Origin of the sequence: Acaryochloris thomasi RCC1774 (genome assembly GCF_003231495.1) — a bacterium.
GTDB lineage: Bacteria > Cyanobacteriota > Cyanobacteriia > Thermosynechococcales > Thermosynechococcaceae > RCC1774.
Window position 1 is genome coordinate 58,569 of the sequence record NZ_PQWO01000001.1, and the last position, 16,985, is coordinate 75,553.

The following is a 16,985-nucleotide window of genomic DNA, read 5'->3' on the forward strand; positions in this document are numbered from 1 at the left end:
CTAAGACTCCTGCGACTCACGAACAATAAATTTAGTCTTAATCGGCATTTTGAATGAGGCCAAACGCATCGCTTCTCGTGCGACGGACTCAGGAACACCGGCAATCTCGTACATAATCCGACCCGGCTTAACTACAGCGACCCAATACTCAGGAGCTCCCTTACCTGAACCCATCCGGGTTTCAGCAGGACGCATGGTAACAGGCTTATCAGGGAAAATGCGAATCCAGATCTTGCCGCCCCGTCGAACATAGCGAGTCATAGCCCGCCGGCCAGCCTCAATTTGTCGGGAAGTGATCCAAGAGGGTTCGGTTGCTTGGAGGCCAAATTCTCCGAAACTGAGAGTATTACCTCGCGTAGCTTTTCCACGCATCCGCCCCCGGTGCTGCTTCCGAAATTTAGTTTTTCTTGGGCTTAACATGATCTAGATTCCGTCAATAGAAATTTTAAAGAATAAAGGCTTAGAGCTAAAGATTGATCTAAGAATCTGAATCAGACCGGTCCTCAAACTGCTGGCGGCGACGCTGCTGCTGCTGGCGACGGCGAGGAGGACCTTCACGAGTCTGAGTCGGCTCAAGATCTGAGCCTGGAATAACCTCACCTTTAAAGACCCAAACCTTAATTCCCAAAATGCCGTAAGTCGTACTGGCAAATCGGTAGGAATAATCAATATCTGCTCTCAAGGTATGTAAAGGAACTCGACCTTCACGGGTCCACTCACTACGGGCGATTTCTGCGCCGTTGAGACGACCACCAACCTGAATTTTGATACCTTCAACACCGGCTCTTTGAGCGCGCTGAATAGCTTGACGCACAACTCGCCGGAAAGAAACACGTCGCTCGAGCTGCTGAGCGATGGATTCAGCAATCAAGGCTGCTTCAGCATCGACTCTAGCAATTTCAACAACGTTAATGCGAATCGGGCGATCGCTCCCCAGTTCCTTTTGCAGCCCTACTCTTAGAGCCTCAATCCCGCTGCCACCTCTGCCGACAACGACGCCGGGTCGTGCGGTCCGCACTTCGAGATCAATTTGATCGGCCTTACGCTCAATTCGCACACCGGCAATTCCGGCGTTGCTGAGCTGCTTGTTCACATACTGCCGAACTTTATAGTCTTCCTGAAGTAGTTCTGGATACCGACTCGTATCGGCAAACCAACGTGAATTATGATCCTTCGTGATTCCTAAACGAAAGCCAGTTGGATGAATCTTTTGTCCCACAAGGATATCCTCTACAAAAAACAAGTCAGCATAGTCAAACGTGAACGATTAATCCTCTGACTCAGAGCTGCTGACGGCAACGGTAATATGACAGGTTGGCTTCCGAATTTGGTAAGCTCTCCCCTGTGCTCGGGGGCGAAATCGCTTCAAGCTTGGTCCTTGATCGGCATAGGCATGGCTAACCACAAGGCCCGCCGGATCAATCCCTTTGTTATGCTCAGCGTTAGCAACAGCAGACCGTAGAGCTTTGAGAATCGGGTCACAGGCTCGGTAGGGCATGAACTCCAGCAAGATCAAGGCATCACGATAACTCTGGCCTCGAATCTGATCCAAGACACGGCGCACCTTTCGGGGAGACATGCGGATGTATTTAGCCGTGGCGTAAGCGCCGTTAATATCTTTCAGTTGATTTGACATTGTTGTGCTCCTTACATCCGAGCCTTTTTATCGCTTTTCGAGTGGCTGCGGAATGTGCGAGTCGGCGCAAATTCTCCCAGCTTGTGGCCCACCATCTGCTCTGTCACATATACAGGCACATGCTGCCGGCCATTGTGAACCCCAATCGTATGACCAATCATCTGGGGCAAAATTGTAGAGGCTCGGGACCACGTTTTGATCACTTGCTTATCACCCTTAGCGTTTAAGACTTCAATCTTTCGCATTAGGTGATCCGCAACGAAGGGACCTTTTTTGAGAGAGCGGGGCATAATCGTGAAACCTTGTCAGTGGCTATTAACTCAATAAAAACTAGAAGAAAGTGCTTATGACGCTCGACCGCCTCGACTCCGCTTAGAAGTACGACGACGGCGGCGTACAATCAGGGCATTGCTCCCCTTATTTTTCTTGCGGGTTTTGTAGCCCAAGGTAGGTTTACCCCAAGGCGTGACAGGGCCTGCACGACCAATAGGCGCTCTACCCTCTCCGCCACCATGGGGGTGATCGCAAGGGTTCATAACAGAACCTCTCACCTTTGGCCGACGGCTTTTCCATCGGTTTCGTCCTGCTTTACCAAGGGTAATGTTGTTGGCTTCAACGTTGCCGACTTGGCCAACAGTGGCGTAACACTCTTTACGGAACATTCGCACCTCGGTTGAGGGCAGCTTCAGGGTAACCATGTCGCCCTCTTTAGCCACGACCTGAGCAAGTGCGCCTGCAGAGCGGACAACTTGCCCTCCCTTACCAGCCACCAATTCAACATTGTGTACCTCTGTACCAAGGGGGATATTGGCTAACGGCAATGCATTTCCAATCTCAATGGGGGATTCTGGGCCGGACACAACTTCATCCCCTACGTTGAGTCCCCGAGGGTGAAGGATATATCGCTTTTCTCCGTCCTGATAATTAATCAGGGCAATACGTGCATTACGGTTAGGATCGTACTCAACGGTCGCAACCTTCCCAGAAATCCCGTACTTGTTGCGGTAGAGATCGATAATCCTGTAGCGGCGTTTATGACCACCGCCTCGCCGCCGACTAGTGATTACGCCTCGATTGTTTCGGCCCTGATGACGGTGCTTTGCACCAACAAGGGATTTCTCCGGGCGATCACGCGTAATCTCGGCAAAGTCAGAGGATGTCTTTTGCCGGGATCCAGCGGTATAGGGTCGGTATGATCGAATGCCCATAACAGTAAACTCTTAGTCGATTGCAAATAAGGCTAGTTCTAAAAACGAGAGAGAAAGGTGACCTAGACCTCGGGGAATAGAGTAATCGTGTCGCCTTCAGCTAGGGTCACAATTGCTTTTTTATACTGAGGCTTATGGCCAATGAAACGTCCCATCCGCTTTTTCTTCAATGGCGGCTTGTGGGTGCTAATCCCTACAACTTTGACCTCGAAAAGAGACTCAATGGCTTCTCTGATTTGTGGCTTATTAGCTCTAGGATCAACTTCAAATGTGTACTGGTTATTTTCAAGCAGTAATGTCGCTTTTTCCGTAACGATGGGGCGGCGGACGATGTCGGCTAAGGCCGATGGCGTGAATTTAGTCACTGTAAACCTCCTGGATTTTTGCGATCGCATCTTCAGTCGCCACAATCCGGTCGGAGGCGAGCAAATCGTAAACATTAAGATTCGCAGCAAGAACCAGCTTGATACTGGCGTTGTTACGCGCCGACAGATAGACGTTCTCCTGCTTATCGGCCACAATCAACAAGACTTTAGAGCCTTCCTCAATACCCCATCGGGCCAGAGCCGCGGCTAATTCCTTTGTCTTTGGACGAGGGAGCTTATCAACAAAGTTCTCAACAACAACCATGTCATCTGAACGACTACTGAAAGCCGTTGTCAAAGCAAGGCGTCGCTCTTTGCGATTCATCTTGACCGAATAATCACGAGGACTGGGGCCAAAAATGACGCCGCCACCACGCCAGAGCGGAGAACGGTTCGAGCCCGCTCGCGCACGTCCTGTCCCCTTCTGCTTCCAAGGCTTGCGGCCACCCCCGCGCACCTCTGCACGCGTCTTACTTGCCACTGTCCCTTGGCGGGCGTTAGACATCTGTCGCCGCATTGCCCGATGAACAATGTGGGCTGCATTTTCTTCGCGAGCAATTCTTAGGTCAACCGTAGCCTCACCTGACTCTTTGCCTTCCCAATTGTGAACAACACAACTAACCATAACGATTCTCTCAAGATAATCTCAACGAACAGATCTAGGACTGACCGACAATTGTGGCAGGCCGAATGTTCAGGAGAGAACCCGCCTTCCCAGGCACGGCACCCTTGATTAACAGAACATTACGTTCAGCATCAACCTGAGCCACCGTTAGCTTACGAACCGTTACCGTTATACCGCCCATGCGTCCCGCCATTTTCTTGCCTGGATAGATACGACCAGGCGTGGTACCCGCCCCCGTCGATCCGGGTTGACGATGGTTCTTAGAACCGTGGCTCATTGGCCCTCGCCTAAAGTTATGACGCTTCTGATAACCCGCAAAACCGCGACCGATAGAAGTCCCTGTCACGTCGACAAGCTGATCTTTACTAAACAAATCAGCGGCCAGCCCCTGCCCTAATTCAAAACCGCTAACGTCTGCCATGCGATACTCCCGCAGGTGACGCATGGGCGTAGCGCCAGACTTCTTCAAGTGTCCAAGTTCTGGCTTTGTCAAGAGCTTCTCTCGAGTTTCGCCATAAGCAACCTGGACCGCTGTATAGCCGTCAGTTTCCTTTGTCTTAATTTGAGTGACCGCACAGGGGCCCGCCTGTACGACAGTGACCGGAATAGATCGGCCTTCTTCATCAAAAATCTGGGTCATACCCAGCTTTGTCCCTAGGATTCCAACGGACACGGCAATCGTCTCCCATTACGTCATAACACCGACAATACAAGCTCGGAAGCGTTGCACCTATCAGCTACTGTGCTCGATTTGCAGACTTGAATGCCAGAATGGCAAACCATACCTAGAGACTTTCAGCTCTCCAAGCGTGGAAAAGGAATCAAGTTTCGAATAGGGCTAAAGATTGGCCTCATTCATGCCAGGACTTGAACTAGCAAGCTAATTCAGTATCCCTATCTCGGCAACAGCTAACTATCATAAGTGAGTTTTGAGACTGTGTCTAGTAAAAAATATTATTTGCGATCGCAACTCCCCTGACAAAGCTCTATAATCCCTCCTATACATGGGTTGAGGCATCAAATGAGAATGGCACGAGCAAAGAAAATGAGGTTACTTCCAGTTCTCTCGACGCAGCAAAGGATTTATGTACTCATTGAGTCCTTCTCCAATCAATGAGAGTCCCACAATCATCAGCGTCATTGCGAACCCCGGGAAAAACGTTGTCCACCAGATACCGGTCGAGAGCCCTGTGAGGGCCAAGCTCAGATCATGCCCCCACTCAGCGGTCTCTTTCGGTAGTCCCAACCCCAAAAAACCAAGCCCAGCTAAAGTGCCGATAGCATCAGCCGCATTCAAAGTAAACAACACGGGAACGCTTTGCATGACATTCAAGGCTAGGTAACGAGAGAGAATGCGCCAAGGGGACGCCCCCAAAGACTGAGCCGCCTCCACAAACAATTCCGCCTTGATGCTCACCGTATGATTGCGCACGACCCGGTAATACTTGGGGATATAGGCAATGCTTAATGCTAGGGCAGCATTGAGAGTCCCTCGACCGACAGCGAAGGCAAATGTCACCGCCAACAACAGATTTGGCAGCGTGCTCATTGTATCCATCAAAAACAGAAGAGCGAGATCAAGCCTGCCGCCCAAATAGCCGCTGAGCAACCCTAAGAACACACCGACCGACAAACTCAAAAGCGTTGCTTTTAAGACAACATCAAAGGCAGCGCGCGAGCCAAAGACAGTTCGGGCAAAGACATCATGCCCTTCGCGATCTGTTCCAAACCAATGCTGAGCAGAGGGGGAAGCGTGAGGGACATTGTAGGCGTCCCCATTGCGAAAGATAGTGGGGTCTTGAAGCCAGCCCCAATCTTGAAACGTGGGAGACAATATGGCGACAAGGGCAAAAACCAGCGTGATCACCAACCCTAGAGCCATAAATTGCACAGAAAGGCTCGGATTCTGCAAAAAGCTCTCCGCTTTTAGCCAAGGCTTCTTAGCAGCGGTCATAAGGTACCATAAGAGAAACTTAGGTAAGAATACAGATTACAAAAAAAGGGTTTTAGTCTATAATCCAGACCAAAACCGGTGTGGTGGCCCAATTGAAACATAATAATATGTCTACTTTGTCACAGGATTCATCGAATCAGTCCGCTGAGGCGCAGAGTGAATCTGCGGCCAAAGCAAAAGATGAACAGCCCATGCTTCAGATCTGGGGCGGCCGCCCTCTGGAGGGGCACGTTCAGGTCAGTGGCGCTAAAAATTCGGCACTGGTCTTAATGACAGGGGCGCTGCTAGCGTCTGAGCCTTGCCGGTTAAGCAATGTTCCGGCCTTGGCTGATATCGCGCGCATGGGTGAGATTTTAACCGCTCTTGGCGTCGGTATTACCCAAGGGAAGCATGTCCTAGAAATCGATCCCCGACACATTACCAAAACGAGTGCTCCCTACGAACTTGTGAGTCAATTGCGAGCTAGCTTTTTCGCCATCGGTCCTCTGCTGGCCCGCATGGGGGAAGCAAGAGTTCCCCTGCCGGGTGGCTGTGCGATCGGCGCACGCCCCGTGGAGATTCATGTAGATGGACTCAAGCAGATGGGGGCTGAAGTCTATATTGAGCACGGCACAGTGCATGCCTACGCGAAAAAACTCAAAGGCGCTCGGATCTATATGGACTACCCCAGTGTTGGGGCCACGGAAACCCTGATGATGGCCGCCACGCTAGCGGAGGGAGAAACTGTTCTAGAGAATGCAGCTCAAGAACCAGAAGTTGTTGACTTGGCTAATTTCTGTCGGTCAATGGGTGCTCAAATTCAGGGAGCAGGAACCAATACAATCGTGATCTCGGGAGTACCGAGACTTCACGGAACGGATTACCAAATTGTGCCGGATCGAATCGAGGCCGCGACCTTTCTAACGGCGGGGGCGATCACACGCTCCGAAATTACGGTAGAGGCTCTAGTGCCAGGACATTTGACAGCTGCGATCGCAAAGTTAAAAGCCATCGGCTGTCAGCTTATCTCTGACAAACCTGACGCATTGCGCATTGTCCCAGGAGATGTGCTGAGAGGGGTTGATATTGAGACCTTGCCCTATCCCGGTTTCCCGACCGATATGCAGGCTTTATTTGTGGCATTGCTAAGTCTCTGCGAGGGCAGCAGCGTTGTCACTGAAACAGTTTATGAAAATCGACTTGGCCATGTACCAGAGCTGAAACGCATGGGGGCCGACATAAAAATCAAAGGCAACAATGCCATGATTCAGGGCGTTCCACAGCTGTCTGGCGCTCCCGTGACAGGAACCGATTTGCGCGCCTCTGCCGCAATGGTCGTGGCTGGATTAGCCGCTCATGGGCAAACAACGGTCCAGGGTCTCCATCATCTTGATCGGGGATACGACAACATTGAAGCCAAGCTCAGAAGCTTAGGGGCCAAAATTGAACGCATCGATCCGGTCGCAAAAGTCTAGTCCTAGCGCGTCTGAAACAGCAAGCCAATACTCCATGACTGCGGGAGGCCAACACCGGCCCCCCGCAGCTTGTTTTAAAGACCCGTGGCACAATATCAACAGATGTGTACGGTAGGTTAGGTTAGGCACTCATGTCTCCGAAAGTCTCGCTCCTGGGTCTCAAAGCTAGTCAGTTTCGTCATCCCGTTGACCAAGAAGCGACCGCAGCCCTCAGTCAACTACCAGGAATGGATTGGGCTATCCGAAGTCTGTTAGGAGGGATGGCAGAGCAGGTCTTTTATCTAGACAACATTTCATCGAGTGTACTGGTGGGAGAGCAGCAGCTTCCTGATTTATTCCAGCTCCTGCAGGAAGCTTGTCAAGTTTTAGATTTAGAGGTACCACAGCTCTATATCAAGCAAAATCCAGTCCCTAACGCTTACACCTTTGCAATGCGAGGTAAACAGCCCTTTATTGTCCTCCATACATCGCTTATTGAGCTACTAGAACCAGCAGAGATTCAGGCTGTGATTGCCCATGAGCTCGGCCATCTCAAATGTGAGCATGGAGTATATCTAACAGCAGCAAATTTGATGATGCTAGCGGTAGGTCAGCTCTCTCAGTGGGGGGCAGTATTGGCCCAGAGCCTGCAGATGCAGCTGCTAGCTTGGGTCAGATGTGCCGAATTCACTTGCGATCGCGCCGGACTTTTAGTGACCCAAGATGCCACAACAATGGCCTCCGTACTCATGAAGTTAGCCGGTGGTTCACCCACCCTTTCACCACAGCTCAACGTGGAAGCGTTTCTAGCGCAGGCCAGAGCGTATGACCAAATGGATCATGAGTTAAGCACCTTACTGAAATCGGTACGAACCGCAGAATTAACGCATCCGCTTCCCGTCTTAAGAGCCCGTGAAATCGATCGATGGGCCAATGGCGCAACCTATCAAGATTTGCTGAGTACTCAGAAGACAGAAATCGGATGGCGGAACTGGTAACTGCAACGCCAAGGTCTGTCTGCCCCCAGAACATCTTCGAGACCCTTAATATCAGGCTCAGCGGATCACCTTGATCCTCAAACGCTATCTTGCAATTCCCCGCAAGTCTGGTTCGGCGGTCTGATACGATTGATGGTTGATACGTAAAAAAGAAAACAGTCTTAAAGTACTGCAGTTTAAAAACGCAATCAAAAAGACGCAATCAGGGCAATCTGGAGGGATCTCTGCGTGGATAATGTTATTGGATTAGAAATTATTGAGGTTGTTGAGAAAGCAGCAATCGCATCAGCTCGGTGGATGGGCAAAGGCGAAAAAGATACTGCAGATGAAGTTGCCGTAGAGGCCATGCGAGAACGCATGAATGAGATCCACATGCGAGGTCGCATTGTGATCGGAGAAGGAGAGCGAGATGATGCTCCCATGCTCTACATCGGTGAAGAGTTAGGAATCTGTACTCAGGAAAACGCAGCGGAAGTTTGTAATCCTGATGAGTTAGTAGAAATTGATATTGCGGTTGATCCCTGTGAAGGGACCAATTTAGTGGCCTATGGCCAAAATGGCTCCATGGCTGTGCTGGCAATCTCAGAGAAAGGTGGCCTGTTCGCAGCCCCTGACTTCTACATGAAGAAGTTAGCTGCACCGCCTGCCGCCAAAGGCAAAGTGGACATTAATAAGTCCGCAACTGAGAACCTAAAAATCTTGTCAGAGTGCCTCGATCGCTCCATTGATGAGCTAGTGGTTGTCGTTATGAAGCGAGAGCGTCACAACGACCTGATTAAAGAGATTCGAGAAGCAGGCGCACGAGTTGCCTTAATCAGTGACGGTGACGTTTCTGCGGCGCTATCCTGTGCTTTCTCTGGCACCAATATTCACGCTTTAATGGGCATTGGTGCAGCCCCTGAAGGTGTCATTTCTGCTGCGGCCATGCGTGCATTGGGCGGTCACTTCCAGGGACAGCTCGTTTACGACCCTGAAGTCGTCAAGACTGGACTCATCGGGGAAAGCAAGGAAAGCAATCTTGCGCGCCTCAAGAGCATGGGAATTACAGATCCCGATCGGGTTTATGAGGCAAGTGAACTGGCTTCCGGCGAAACCGTCCTGTTCGCGGCCTGCGGCATTACACCCGGCACGCTGATGAAAGGCGTTCGCTTCTTCGGGGGTGGTGCACGGACCCAATCCCTGGTTATCTCTACTCAATCAAAGACCGTTAGATTCGTGGATACGATCCATATGTTTGAGAAGCCCAGTCGCCCGAAAGCACTCCAGCTTCACTAAGCAAAGAGTTCTGTTTATTTGAACGCGACTACCCTAGGGAGAGAACATGAATATTGCAGTTGTGGGTCTGAGCCACAAGACAGCCCCTGTCGATGTGCGAGAGAAACTCAGTGTCCCTGATGATGCAAAGGAACGTGCGATCGCACAGTTGCGGAGCTACCCACACATTGAGGAGGTCGCTCTGCTCAGCACCTGCAATCGCTTAGAAGTTTATGTTGTCGCCCATGAGACCGATCAGGGGATTCGGGAACTAACGCAGTTTCTGTCTGAGTGGAGCAAGCTCCCTCTCGCAGAACTGCGTCCTCATTTATTTGTTCTACTTCATCAAGATGCAGTTATGCATTTAATGCGAGTAGCTGCTGGGCTCGATAGCCTCGTCCTGGGTGAAGGACAAATCTTATCCCAGGTGAAGCACACCCATAAATTGGGGCAGAAATATAGCGGCACGGGACCTATTCTCAACCGTCTCTTCAAGCAGGCAATCTCTGCAGGCAAGCGGGTTCGCACTGAAACAAGTATTGGCACCGGAGCCGTTTCTATTAGCTCTGCTGCGGTTGAGCTGGCTCAGGTGAAGGCTGACAATCTGAAGGAGTGTCGAGTTGCGATCATCGGAGCCGGTAAGATGTCTCGCCTGTTGGTGAAACATTTGATCAGTAAAGGCGCACATCAGATTTCGATTGTCAATCGCTCACTCAAGCGAGCAGAGGAGCTTTCGGCACAGTTTAAGGATGCCAACCTGCAGCTTCACGAGATGGGCAATATGGAGCCTGTTCTAGCCCAGTCTGATCTCGTATTTACTAGTACCGGGGCAACTCAACCGCTGTTAACGCGACAGATACTAGAGCCAATTGTGGCGACTCTAGAATCTTTGATGATCGTTGATATTTCAGTGCCTCGAAATGTTCATTCTGACGTGAGTGAGCTTTCGCAGGTTCGTGCGTTTAACGTTGATGATTTGAAAGCCGTAGTGGCACAGAATCAAGAGAGCCGTCGTCAGATGGCGATTGAAGCCGAAACGCTACTAGAAGAAGAACAGTTTGCCTTTGATACGTGGTGGCGTTCTTTAGAAACGGTTCCTACTATTAGCAGTCTAAGAGCTAAGGTAGAGGACATTCGTGAACAGGAACTAGAGAAAGCACTTTCTCGTTTAGGTTCGGAGTTTGCAGAAAAACATCAAGAGGTGATTGAAGCACTGACCCGCGGAATCGTGAACAAGATTCTGCATGATCCTATGGTGCAGCTTCGCGCTCAGCAAGACATTGAGGTCCGACGCAAAGCGATGCAATCACTCCATATGCTGTTCAATCTTCAACAAACATCTGGGCAAGCTGTTAAACGTAATACCTAGTCATCACGATTTACTATTTTATTGCCCCTAAGCTAAGTTCTCCATTGATAGAGGACTTAGCTTAGGGGCTTTTTTATAGCGGATTATTATGAAGTAAAAACCCAGGGTATTGAGCTGAGAATTCAATCTCAACTATACCCGTTCTAAGCTGAGGCTTCACTGCACGGAGTCTGTAAGAAGAACGCGATTTCAAGTCCCCTAGCATGAGGGATTTAGTGGGCCGTCAGCGATTTGCGTTGAGTATGTATTCTAGAGCGGCGTCAACTCTGGGAAAGGAGAGCAGACGCAGAAGTATTCGCGGATTCATGCAAGAGGTCTACTGCTTGAAGTCCTGAGGCCCTTGATACCCTGAGGCTTGTGCTAGCTCTTCTAAAGATTGACTACCAAACAAATACTTGCCGTTGACGTCCCAGGTCGGGAAACCTGCTTTTTCTCCCGTTTCTTTTTCAATTTTGGTGAATAAGTCTTGGCAAACCTGAGGCTGGGAATCTTTGCCGTCTGGAGAGCATTCAACGTAGGGCATCTCACTCAAGGCCGCGACCCCGAAAAGCTTCTTTTGATCGTAACAGTGAGGACACCAATACGCCCCGTACATATTGGCTCCCACTGATTTAAGATGCTTCGCTAGCTCAATTTCAGCCTCACTGGACTCTTTCTCAACGCTGAAAAAGACTTCACCTGTTCCTGATTCAATGTTGTAAGCCTCTGCCACGGGCTGGCCGATGGGGGCATAGACGGCCAAAGTAGCAATGATCGTAATCAGGCCAACGATCACGCCCGAGAAGAGGAGCTGGCCTATGTCGTCCCAGGCGCGCCCCATGAGAGTCAGCACAAACATGGCGGTGGCAAAAAAAGCGGAGGCGATGCAGTAGATGCAGACGGCCTCTGGGCCAAGAGGGACAACAAACTTGGTCACCATGATGTACATCAGATAGAAACTGAACAACATCATGGCTGTGGAGCCAAGAAATAACAGCAGCCAGGTCTTATTTTCTAGGTCAATGCGGAGCTGCTTTTTCTCGGTGGGATTGATGGCTAATGGCCCCAAAGCAAAAACGGCCATGACAATATAGGCAATCAAACCAAACAACGCCAAGGGCTGACCGAAGACCGTGGCGTAGGGACTGGATAAAACTTTTGCACAGCCCTCAGTGGGACAGGCGGTTTCAGAACCAAGCAGGCGAGTCGCCGTAATGTAGGCAGTATTGATGGCCCCTAGAGTTGCGATCGCACCTATCGCGGGCCGAGACCAGCGGTGCAGCACAGAGGAGGATTTAGAACGGCGACGGCTCATAGATACTTCCCAGCTTGGAATGTCAAATCGAATCTATCTTAGATCATAGAGCGGAGACTTAAACTTGTCCCCCTCTCAGTTAACAATGGAAACAGCAACGACTTGAGGGAGCTGCCCAGTCATGACTATCGAACAGTGGTTTAACATTGCCAATGTTTTCGTCCTTCCCTTCTGGGCACTGATGATTTTGCTACCGAATTGGACCTTGACCAAGCAAATTCTCAGTTCCCTTCTGCCTTTTATTGCTCTGGCACTGCTCTATGTGGGCCTATTGGCGCTGTCGCTGACGCCAGAAGCAGCCCAGGCCATGTCCAATCCTGATTTGCCCGCGATCGCCGGATTTTTTGCAGAACCCAGTGCCGCTGCGACGGGTTGGGTCCACTTCTTAGTAATGGATCTGTTCGTAGGCCGCTGGATTTACTGGGAAGGTCAGCGACTGGGGGTCTGGACAATTCACTCTCTGATACTGTGCTTGTTCGCTGGTCCCTTGGGATTGTTATCCCATATCGTGACGGCGGCAATACAGGAGCGTTTTTTCCCGCGCTCAGAAGTTCCTGAAGTTTCGTCGGCTTCTTAAATATGCCTCCTTTATCTTCAGATTTTGTTATTCGTCCAGCTCAGCCTAAAGATGTCCCTGATATTTTTGAACTGATCCAAGAGCTGGCCCGCTACGAAAAGCTTGAGCAGATGGTCACCGGCAGCTCAGAGACCTTAGAACGTCATCTATTTGGTCAGCCCACCTACGCAGAAGCTTTGGTTGCCAGCATCGATCAACACATTGTCGGCTTTGCGTTGTTTTTCACCAACTACTCAACTTTTTTGACACAGCCCGGTCTTTATCTAGAGGATTTATTTGTCCACTCAGACTATCGACGACAGGGCATTGGTAAGGCTTTACTTCAGCAAGTGGCAAACCTAGCAGTAGAGCGCAACTGTGGACGCTTAGAGTGGAGCGTTTTGGACTGGAATGAAAACGCGATCTCGGTCTATCAGCGTCTAGGGGCTACGGTTCTCCCTGATTGGCGAATCTGCCGTGTTGTCGGCCATGAGCTTCAAGCACTGGCCCATTCTCCATCTTCACCTATCGTAAATTGATGAATGCTATGACAAATGCAGAGTCTCAGAACGGGTCAGTCTTGCTACAGCAGTTGCTTGCGGGGCAATCGCTTTCTCAGCAGCAGGCCGCAGATCTCATGCAAGGCTGGCTACGAGAAGAAATCCCTCCTGTTCTTTCTGGAGCAATTCTGGCCGCAATTCAGGCAAAAGGGGTGTCAGCTTCAGAGCTTTCAGGTATGGCAACCGTTCTTCTCAATCAGTCCGTTGCCCTCGCCCCGGCCTCGGCTTTTCCGTCACCGCTGATTGACACCTGCGGAACTGGCGGCGATGGCGCATCCACTTTCAACATTTCTACTGCTGTGGCTTTTGTTGCAGCGGCAGCGGGTTTGCCCGTTGCCAAGCACGGCAACCGTTCTGCTTCCAGTCGGGTCGGATCTGCTGATGTTCTAGAGTCCCTGGGCATTCAGTTGAATGTGGCTCCTGAACGCTGCCAGTCTGCGGTGCGCGAAATCGGAATCACGTTTCTGTTTGCACCCGGCTGGCACCCGGCAATGAAAGCCGTTGTCCCCCTACGGAAAACATTGAAAATCAGAACCATTTTCAATTTACTGGGTCCCCTAGTTAATCCGCTGCGGCCTACAGGACAGGTCATTGGGGTCTTTGCTCCATCACTGCTAGAGACAATGGCAACGGCTTTGAATCATTTAGAAGTTGAGCGAGCTGTTGTACTGCACGGACGGGAGCAGCTAGATGAAGCGGGGTTAGGTGACTTAACAGACTTAGCGGTCCTCAAAGACGGGCAGGTCACCCTAGAAAGCATTGACCCACAGGCACTAGGACTGTCTGCAGCACCATTAGCGGCGCTCAAGGGAGGCGGTGTTGAGGAAAATGCCGAGATTCTTCGGGCGGTTTTGCAAGGGAAAGGAACACCGGCTCAAACCGATGTTGTGGCGCTCAACTCAGCCCTAGCTTTGTTTGTGGGCAATGCCGTTGAGACCTACGAAGCTGGCGTTTCCCAGGCTCAGTCGGTGCTGAGCAGTGGGGCTGCTTGGGACAAATTAGAGGCTTTAGTTGACTTTCTCAAGCGAGAGTAGAGCTTTAGAAAACTGTAATTGATAGGTGGGATCGATGCGATCTCAACTTGAGTCCACCTATCGATATTAAGAACCGAGCCAACTCAACTACTCTGTACTTTCAGTACAGAGGTTGGATAAGGACTGAAAGTCCGATTTCTCTCAGGACTAAAGTCCTCATTCATTCCAACATAAATGTATCGACATCATTATTTGACACTGGACGATGATGCTCTAGATACTCGGCAACCATCTGCTCACTGATATTCCCTGTACTCCATGCTCCATAACCAATTGCCCATAAGTGCTTACCCCAATAGCGCTTCTCAAGCTCTGGATATTCCTGCTGAAGCAACCGAGACGTTCGACCTTTGAGACGCTTAACTATGTCACTGAGCGATTTCGAGGGGGGATACTCAAGAAGCATATGCACATGGTCTTTACTGACGACGCCCTTCAAAATCCTGATGTCTTCTGAATCACATATCTGGATGAGCAAAGTACGACAACGCTTTTGCACTTCTCCTTTAAGAACGTGGTAGCGGTACTTTGTCACCCACACGACATGAACTGTCAGGCGAGTAACAGTATGATTGCCTCGACGATTCTCAACCATAGCTCTCTCTATGCTGCATACCCATACTGCATTAGAGATGTGTAGCAACTAAAGTCTCGCACTGAAAGTGCGTAGTTTCGGACTAGCGTGGTTAGGACAATGAAGCAAGAGTCAGAGGAGCAGCAGCGTATTCTTGTCCATCTGGGGCCAACAGACGATCATGATTTTTGGACTCTTGCGATTGATACTTTATTAAGCGACGTAGAGACCGAACTACGTGCGAGTTCTCCTAAAACCACCGTGTACGCTCAGATCGGGGCGTGTTCTCATTGGTTACGCCCACATCAAACTCGCTGGACGAAAGCCGGAGGATTTGCTTGGCCTTCTGGCTATGACGGCGGCAGAGACTCCAGGCTTGGGCTTCCTGAGTTCGACTGGTCTGTACTTTTGCACTGGAGTAAAGACAATCAAGCTTGGCAATGTGCTAAGAAATTTATCGGCAAACGACGATTGCTTTTACGAGCAGCCTTTCCGACACGTACTGGCCATCATCATCAGGCTGCAGTTCACACACTCTGGTCTCCAGGCAGTCCGACAAAACCGAGAGAGAAAGTGAGATGTTTCTATGGATTCCGCAAACTTTCAGGAAAGTGGAAAGCTATAGCGAAAGAGCAGTTGACGCTATGATGCGCCGAAGTAAGCGGGTTCATTTCCGGGCTTCCATTTGATATTGCAGCCAATGCTAGGCTTCTGATTGCTGTCAACGGGCTGATTGGACAGCACGGCATTCAGTGCAGCTCGTAGGTCTTGTCCCGTAACCGGAACACCACTGCTCGGGCGGCTGTCATCTAGCTGGCCGCGATAAACCAGGACGCGATCGCCGTCGAAGAGAAAAAAGTCAGGAGTACAGGCCGCCGTGTAGCGCTGGGCAACAGCTTGCGTGGCATCGTAGCAAACCGGAAAATCAAAGCTGAGGTCTTCTGCCATCTTCTTGAGATTCTCAGGAGAGTCATTAGGATAGTTGGCCACATCGTTAGCGCTAATGGCAACAATCCCCAGACCGTTCTCGCTGTAATCTTGACTGAGTTGCGCCAGTTCATTCTGAACATGCTTGACGAAGGGGCAGTGTTGGCAGATAAACATGACTAAGAGAGCTTTGCGATCGCGAAATGTCTCCAGCGAGATCAGTTGACCGCTAACAACGTCAGGGAGCTGAAAACGAGGGGCAGCAGTCCCCAACTGCAGCATCGTTGAGGCGGTTAAAACCATAGTGAAGCGTCCTTAAACCTGGCAACATTTTTATTGTGACGGTGAAAGCTCAAGGCAGTCAATGCAGTTGTCGTACACAGAGGCATATTGACGACCGCGACCGACGAACATCCTCGCCTACAACCACAAGACAGAAAATTGCTACAGTGTTAAGGCGCTGGTTTGATCAGCGGTCCCATGCAACGGAGTGACTCATTTAGCCAATGCAAGCCCCCTACACTGGAGATGCATATTTTCGCTCTCCCCCTCCCGATCTACAGTCTCTGCTCTTGAAAGAGCGGATCGTCTATCTTGGCATGCCGCTGTTTTCGTCGGATGAAGTAAAGCAGCAGGTTGGCATTGATGTGACCCAGCTGATCATTGCCCAACTGCTCTATCTGCAGTTTGATGATCCCGATAAACCCATCTACTTCTACATCAATTCCACAGGAACCTCTTGGTATGGCGGAGATGCCATTGGTTTCGAGACGGAAGCCTTTGCCATCTGCGACACGATGTCCTACATCAAGCCACCGGTACATACAATCTGTATTGGTCAGGCGTTAGGAACTGCCGCAATGATTTTGGCGGCGGGTGCTAAGGGCAGTCGCGCCAGCTTACCCCACGCCACCATTGTGTTAACCCAATCTAAAACAGGGGCACAGGGACAGGCAACAGATATCCAGATTCGAGCAAAGGAAGTTCTGGATAATAAGACAACCATGCTGAATATTTTTTCCCAAGCAACCGGGCAGGATGCCGACAAGATTTCGAAAGATATGGACCGCATGTTTTACCTAACGCCAGAAGCGGCGAAAGAGTACGGCATCATCGATCGGATCTTAGAGTCTTCAAAGGATCTGCCGAAAGCTCTAGCCCCTACTGTTTAAGTTCTTTATCTACCCGTTTGCGAGTT

21 protein-coding genes are annotated in these 16,985 nt (G+C 50.4%); 9 read left to right on the forward strand and 12 right to left on the reverse strand.

The annotated features are described in order from the left end of the window. The 9 genes from rplP to C1752_RS00400 all read right to left on the reverse strand — a co-directional run bounded on the left by rplP (position 1) and on the right by C1752_RS00400 (position 5,788). Positions 1–420: a 50S ribosomal protein L16 gene (gene rplP, locus C1752_RS00360; protein WP_110984066.1), complete on the reverse strand. Its 420-nt coding sequence runs from the start codon at positions 418–420 to the stop codon at positions 1–3. Positions 421–478: 58 nt separating this feature from the next. Continuing rightward, positions 479–1,219 carry a 30S ribosomal protein S3 gene (gene rpsC / locus C1752_RS00365; protein ID WP_110984530.1) on the reverse strand — a complete coding sequence of 247 codons (741 nt, stop codon included), beginning with the start codon at positions 1,217–1,219 and terminating at the stop codon, positions 479–481. Between the two features lie 48 nt (positions 1,220–1,267). Continuing rightward, on the reverse strand, positions 1,268–1,636 hold the full coding sequence (rplV, locus tag C1752_RS00370; protein WP_110984067.1) for a 50S ribosomal protein L22: 369 nt from the start codon (positions 1,634–1,636) through the stop codon (positions 1,268–1,270). A gap of 11 nt (positions 1,637–1,647) precedes the next feature. Then, positions 1,648–1,926, reverse strand: coding sequence for a 30S ribosomal protein S19 (rpsS, locus tag C1752_RS00375; RefSeq protein WP_110984068.1), 279 nt, complete (start codon positions 1,924–1,926; stop codon positions 1,648–1,650). A gap of 54 nt (positions 1,927–1,980) precedes the next feature. Then, on the reverse strand, positions 1,981–2,844 hold the full coding sequence (rplB, locus tag C1752_RS00380) for a 50S ribosomal protein L2 (protein WP_110984069.1): 864 nt from the start codon (positions 2,842–2,844) through the stop codon (positions 1,981–1,983). Between the two features lie 62 nt (positions 2,845–2,906). Continuing rightward, positions 2,907–3,209, reverse strand: coding sequence for a 50S ribosomal protein L23 (locus C1752_RS00385; protein WP_110984070.1), 303 nt, complete (start codon positions 3,207–3,209; stop codon positions 2,907–2,909). Further along, positions 3,202–3,834: a 50S ribosomal protein L4 gene (gene rplD / locus C1752_RS00390; RefSeq protein WP_110984071.1), complete on the reverse strand. Its 633-nt coding sequence runs from the start codon at positions 3,832–3,834 to the stop codon at positions 3,202–3,204. The genes C1752_RS00385 and rplD overlap by 8 nt, the downstream gene beginning before the upstream one ends. A gap of 34 nt (positions 3,835–3,868) precedes the next feature. After that, complete coding sequence (gene rplC / locus C1752_RS00395) at positions 3,869–4,507, reverse strand: 50S ribosomal protein L3 (protein WP_110984072.1); 639 nt, start codon at positions 4,505–4,507, stop codon at positions 3,869–3,871. A 378-nt stretch (positions 4,508–4,885) separates the two neighbouring features. Then, positions 4,886–5,788 carry an ABC transporter permease gene (locus tag C1752_RS00400; protein WP_110984073.1) on the reverse strand — a complete coding sequence of 301 codons (903 nt, stop codon included), beginning with the start codon at positions 5,786–5,788 and terminating at the stop codon, positions 4,886–4,888. A gap of 107 nt (positions 5,789–5,895) precedes the next feature. Between C1752_RS00400 and murA the strand changes: the two genes are divergently transcribed. The 4 genes from murA (at position 5,896) to C1752_RS00420 (ending at position 10,842) form a co-directional block, all read left to right on the forward strand. After that, the gene (gene murA / locus C1752_RS00405) at positions 5,896–7,242 is read left to right on the forward strand and encodes a UDP-N-acetylglucosamine 1-carboxyvinyltransferase (protein ID WP_110984074.1); all 1,347 of its coding nucleotides are present in this window, start codon (positions 5,896–5,898) and stop codon (positions 7,240–7,242) included. Positions 7,243–7,373: 131 nt separating this feature from the next. Continuing rightward, positions 7,374–8,219 carry a M48 family metallopeptidase gene (locus C1752_RS00410; protein WP_110984075.1) on the forward strand — a complete coding sequence of 282 codons (846 nt, stop codon included), beginning with the start codon at positions 7,374–7,376 and terminating at the stop codon, positions 8,217–8,219. A gap of 228 nt (positions 8,220–8,447) precedes the next feature. Beyond that, complete coding sequence (gene glpX, locus C1752_RS00415; RefSeq protein ID WP_110984076.1) at positions 8,448–9,494, forward strand: class II fructose-bisphosphatase; 1,047 nt, start codon at positions 8,448–8,450, stop codon at positions 9,492–9,494. 46 nt (positions 9,495–9,540) lie between these two features. After that, complete coding sequence (locus C1752_RS00420; RefSeq protein WP_110984077.1) at positions 9,541–10,842, forward strand: glutamyl-tRNA reductase; 1,302 nt, start codon at positions 9,541–9,543, stop codon at positions 10,840–10,842. 316 nt (positions 10,843–11,158) lie between these two features. Here the strand turns inward: C1752_RS00420 and C1752_RS00425 are convergent, their stop codons facing one another. Next, positions 11,159–12,136, reverse strand: a complete 978-nt coding sequence (locus C1752_RS00425; RefSeq protein WP_110984078.1) for a vitamin K epoxide reductase family protein — start codon at positions 12,134–12,136, stop codon at positions 11,159–11,161. A gap of 121 nt (positions 12,137–12,257) precedes the next feature. Here C1752_RS00425 and C1752_RS00430 point away from each other — a divergent pair, with 121 nt between their 5' ends. Genes C1752_RS00430 through trpD form a run of 3 tightly spaced genes read left to right on the forward strand, consistent with a single transcriptional unit; the run spans position 12,258 to position 14,286 of the window. Next, on the forward strand, positions 12,258–12,713 hold the full coding sequence (locus C1752_RS00430) for an ABA4-like family protein (protein ID WP_110984079.1): 456 nt from the start codon (positions 12,258–12,260) through the stop codon (positions 12,711–12,713). A 2-nt stretch (positions 12,714–12,715) separates the two neighbouring features. Next, complete coding sequence (locus tag C1752_RS00435; RefSeq protein ID WP_110984080.1) at positions 12,716–13,231, forward strand: GNAT family N-acetyltransferase; 516 nt, start codon at positions 12,716–12,718, stop codon at positions 13,229–13,231. 8 nt (positions 13,232–13,239) lie between these two features. Next, positions 13,240–14,286 carry an anthranilate phosphoribosyltransferase gene (gene trpD / locus C1752_RS00440; protein WP_110984531.1) on the forward strand — a complete coding sequence of 349 codons (1,047 nt, stop codon included), beginning with the start codon at positions 13,240–13,242 and terminating at the stop codon, positions 14,284–14,286. Between the two features lie 160 nt (positions 14,287–14,446). Here the strand turns inward: trpD and tnpA are convergent, their stop codons facing one another. After that, positions 14,447–14,881, reverse strand: a complete 435-nt coding sequence (gene tnpA / locus C1752_RS00445; protein WP_110984081.1) for an IS200/IS605 family transposase — start codon at positions 14,879–14,881, stop codon at positions 14,447–14,449. Positions 14,882–14,980: 99 nt separating this feature from the next. On the opposite strand from tnpA, the gene C1752_RS00450 reads away from it, so the two are divergent. Next, positions 14,981–15,508: a hypothetical protein gene (locus C1752_RS00450; protein WP_110984082.1), complete on the forward strand. Its 528-nt coding sequence runs from the start codon at positions 14,981–14,983 to the stop codon at positions 15,506–15,508. On the opposite strand, the gene C1752_RS00455 is transcribed toward C1752_RS00450, so the two are convergent. Further along, a complete protein-coding gene (locus C1752_RS00455) occupies positions 15,503–16,090 on the reverse strand; it encodes a thioredoxin family protein (protein WP_110984083.1) in 588 nt (195 codons plus the stop codon). The two genes, C1752_RS00450 and C1752_RS00455, sit on opposite strands and share 6 nt — an antisense overlap. 203 nt (positions 16,091–16,293) lie before the next feature. Between C1752_RS00455 and C1752_RS00460 the strand changes: the two genes are divergently transcribed. Further along, positions 16,294–16,959, forward strand: a complete 666-nt coding sequence (locus tag C1752_RS00460; RefSeq protein WP_110984084.1) for an ATP-dependent Clp protease proteolytic subunit — start codon at positions 16,294–16,296, stop codon at positions 16,957–16,959. Positions 16,960–16,985: the final 26 nt, after the last annotated feature.